Origin of the sequence: Flavobacterium sp., from assembly GCF_028712645.1 — a bacterium.
In the GTDB taxonomy this organism is placed as follows: domain Bacteria; phylum Bacteroidota; class Bacteroidia; order Flavobacteriales; family Flavobacteriaceae; genus Flavobacterium.
Window position 1 is genome coordinate 1 of sequence record NZ_JAQTPQ010000269.1, and the last position, 4,535, is coordinate 4,535.

The 4,535-nt window shown below is 35.4% G+C and carries 3 protein-coding genes; 2 read left to right on the forward strand and 1 reads right to left on the reverse strand.

Going from position 1 to position 4,535, the window contains the following annotated elements:
• Window positions 1-1,507, forward strand: a 1,507-nt coding sequence (locus tag PHC28_RS15910; protein WP_300102924.1) for a GNAT family N-acetyltransferase, incomplete at its 5' end; no start/stop codon positions are given.
• 21 nt (window positions 1,508-1,528) lie between these two features.
• Window positions 1,529-2,359, forward strand: a complete 831-nt coding sequence (locus PHC28_RS15915) for an RteC domain-containing protein (protein WP_300102927.1) — start codon at window positions 1,529-1,531, stop codon at window positions 2,357-2,359.
• 1,698 nt (window positions 2,360-4,057) lie between these two features.
• Here PHC28_RS15915 and PHC28_RS15920 read toward each other — a convergent pair.
• The coding region (locus tag PHC28_RS15920) for an OmpA family protein (protein WP_300102929.1) at window positions 4,058-4,535 on the reverse strand (478 nt) is incomplete at its 5' end.

The following is a 4,535-nucleotide window of genomic DNA, read 5'->3' on the forward strand; positions in this document are numbered from 1 at the left end:
AGCCTATTTTAACCAATTGCTGACCAACGGAAACCTGCCCATAATATCCAAAAACGATTCTCCGGTTTTCTTCTTGGGAATGGGTACACCCGTAACGGCTTATAACTTTGTGCATCGCTTGTTCCAGGAAGGCTTTTTCCTGAATTTAGGGATATATCCTGCGGTGCCCATCAAGAATACGGGAATTAGAATTACGCTATCTGCCCATAATCACAAACAGGATATCAAGGCATTGGCGGAAGCGATGGAATACCATTTCCCCAAAGCTTTGGAAGAAACAAACAACAGCGAATACAAAATAAGAAAGGCTTTTGGAATGCCTGCCGAAAAACCGGAAATGGTCTTGGAACCACAAATACAAGAACTTGGTATTGAAGAAAAAACCACCATCAATGACGTGTCAAAATTGCATTGGGATCAGTGTATGGGAAAACAAAATATTTTCGATTGGGAAGGAATGATGTATTTGGAAAATACGTTCAAGAACCACACAGAACCAACGAACCAATGGGATTTTTACTACTATACCATCAAAGATAACGTGGGTAACGTGGTACTAATGACCTTTTGTACCGTCGCCATTTGGAAAGACGATATGCTGGCAACAGAATCTGTTTCCATTCAACTGGAAGAAATAAGAAAAACAAATCCGTTTTACCTCACTTCAAAAGTACTAAGTATGGGCTGTTTATTCACGGAAGGGAATCATTGCTACATCAATCAAGAACATCCTCTAGCTGAAAATGCCTTAAAATTACTACTGGATAAATTGGAAGAAAATTACAATGCTTTAAATGCCGATATGTTGGTACTAAGAGACTTTGAAGAAGACAACAAATACAACAAAACAATCCAAGAACAAGGCTATTTCAAAATAAATATGCCCGAATCCTGTGTGGTTCAAAATGAAAACTGGACTACCTACGAGGAGTATGCAAAAGAGTTGTCCCCGCGTTCCCGAAAACATTTCAGCAAAGAAATTTTGCCATTTGAAAGACACTATGATGTGGTAATAAAAGACAAATTAAACAAAACAGAAATCGAAAGAGCCTACGAACTTTACAATAACGTCAAAAATAATAATTATGCCATCAATACTTTCCGATATTCCCAAGAGGTTTTCGAAAACATGAATCAAAGTCCCAACTGGGAATTTATCTTGTTGGCACTAAAAAACAACAGCGAAACACCATTTATTGGAGTTATGTTTTGCTACAAAAACAACAAGCATACTTATGTTCCTGAATTAGTAGGAATGGACTATAGGTGGGCTAAAGAATATCAACTCTACAGGCAACTACTGTTTCAAACTATAAAGCGAGCCAATAAATTACTATTCCCAAAAATAGATTTTGGAATGTCTGCTTCCTTTGAAAAAAGAAAACTAGGTGCAAGAATAATTCCAAAAGTGGCCTATATTCAAACCAGAGATAATTTCAATATGGAGCTGATGAACACATTACAAAATGATTATAAATCACTCGCGATAACTACTAAAGGAGATTGAGCAACAATTAATTTTTAAAAGATGTTAAAAAAAACAATTGAGTCATTTAACAACACCTGTAATGAAATTTTAGAAGCAAACGAAATGATGCTAACCAAGGCAAGCAATGGCATTCTATTATGCAATAAAACATTATCTGAATTAAAAGAAATGGTTGACAAGAGAGATTTCAACACCGTTCCTGAAGAAATTGATTTCTTCAAAAATATCAAGCCAATCCCAATGAGTTTATTGATTTATTTCACCGAAGTTCGATCTTGTGAATTAAGAATGCCGAAAGCTGGCAACACCTATAAAGTCCAATTCCTTCAAAAAGAATTGCGAAAAATCAATAAGTTCTTTTATCGCAATGCTGATTTTGTACATTATATGGAACAGGGATACAGTTATCTGGATCATCAATTCTTTACCCGAAACCATCGGAATAATTTTCCGTTTACGCCAATGACCGATTATTACCAATTTCCGGAATTCTCCACTTCACAAGACATATTATGGGCTAAGGTCAAAGCGATGTACCGTTTTATTCATTATATCCGGCAAGCACTAAAAAGACTGAAAGTGGATGATTCCGAAATCTTTGAAGAAAAAAAGCACAAAGTTTTGGTATGGACAGGGCCAAAAACAGCCTTGACAGAATTGATTTATGCCCTATTTTCGAATGGGGCAATCAATCACGGCGCAGCGGACATCAATATGATAACGTCATCCTTTGAAGATTTTTTCAACATCAAATTAGAAAATGTATATAAAACCTACACCGAAATCAAAGCCCGCAAAAGTAGCAAGACAAAATTTTTGGAAGAATTAACCCTGAATTTACAACAAAAAATGGCAAGAGAAGATGCTTGATATTTGATTGCAGATTTACGATTTTAGATCATAGAAGGCAGATTTCAGAGGGCAGGTAGTGGCAGGTAGTGGCAGGTGGCAGAATATAAAAATTAGATTTCAGACACGATGTTTATACATTCTTTAATCTCAAATCTGATATCCGCAAGATTCCCAGTAAATCGTACCTACGAAAACAGAAGCAGTAAAGCCTTATTTTAATTAGGATTTACTGCTTTTTTTATGCTAATGGCAATCCAAAATTTAAATCAAGTATAAGTGTTTCCCCAAATATTTCAACTTCCTTGTTTTTTTTCAAATAGTTATCCAGTAAAACCAAGGCATTAGCATTTTTAAATGTTAAATTTTTTCGTACTACGAAGGCCATTGGGATAAAATTCAACTTAGGCAACTGAATTTTGTGAAAGCAAACTAAAGGGCATCAATCTTAAACAAAAATTATGGCATCAGCCCATATCACCCGACCTTTTTTGCAATTAAAACGCACAAAATAAAAACTATGAACTACATCAAACACCTCACGGGTTTCTTCGACCGCATCATCCAGGACCGGAACCTCAACCCTACTCACATCAGCTTATACATTGCACTGTTTCAGTTCTGGAATATCAACCGTTTCCAAAACCCCATAAGTATCACCCGTGACGAAGTAATGCGCATTTGTAAAATCAGTTCCAAAGCAACCTACCACAAGTGTATGAGAGATTTAAACGACAAAGGCTACATCAAATACAAGCCTTCGTACAATCCTTATAAGGGAAGTATAATATTCCTTTTTGATTTTTCATATCAAGAGAGCCAGTTCAAAAAAAAGCCAACAATCTCCCCAAAAAAATGTATCAAATAACGAACTAGAAATGAACAGGTGGCGGACATATAGTGAGACATATAATGAACAAGTACTGGTATCATCTATAATCATTGAATTGTCATACAAATTATCGACGAAATAGCTTTCACTACAAACACATCTCGGAAATATATTTACACCCAATGCCCCTAGAACCCGTCGGCCTGCTACCCCTCATAGAACTACCCGATTACATAGCCTACCTATATCAAATCAACTCCAGACGGAAAACAAGATTAATTTAATTGTACCGTTAATCCATAATTCCTCACCGATTAACTCTTCCTATTTCCACCTTTAGGGGTAACCCATAACCAATTACTCAGATTTCCACAAAAAAACCACAACTTTTTGGAACTTCTTCGAAAAAACAAACTAGAAATCAACCCCTAAGCCCAATCCTGTACAAAAACCCATTTGTTCGCCGTGAGGTTAGCCTTAATAATTTCATATTTCAGAGAAGGTTTTTTGTTAAAAAAAGTGCACTGCAACCCCATCAATAAAATCGGTTAAGAAGTTGGAAACTGAACGATGTTCGGAGTGTCCAACTTGACCAATATTTTTTTGAGTTCATCGTTAATTAACCCACAGAGTAAGCCTTATATTATGTTTCTGTTCGTTCAATCACGGTTTTGTCGCCAACCTCCTTCAGAATTAAGGTTACCCTTAACACCCTTGCTCTTGGCTAACAATTCCCATTGGCTGGCTAGTTCGGGATTTACACCCTATAGTTATATGATAAATGTAGCACACATAAATAAACAGCATCAAAAAAATTTCAATGCTGTTTAATATAGGTATTTATCTATAAAAATTATAATCAATTTTCGGATAAATTCAAATCAAATTTAGTCCATTAATATCACTTTCACTAATATCACTTCAGTTCTTCTATTTTTAGCTTTTCCAGCAGCAGTTTTATTTGAAGACACTGGCTTAGTTTCTCCATAACCTACAGAAGTTAATCTAGTGGATGCAATACCATTTTTAACTAAATAGTTTTTAACAGCAGAAGCTCTATTTTCTGATAAAGTTTGATTTGCATCATTATTCCCATCACTATCTGTGTGACCTTCAATACTGAATTGAGCATCTGGATATTCTTTTAAGATAGAAGTTATATTTTGTAATATTGGATAAGTTTGTTGTTGAAAACTAGATTTTCCAGAGTTAAACAAAATAGTTTTAGCATAACTATTCAATTGTTTAATAGCGTCCTGAGATACAACTTTTTTTACAGGACACCCTTTATTGCTAGCAGGACCAGCTATTTTAGGGCACGCATCATCTTTATCAGGAATACCATCGCCATCAGTATCAATTACT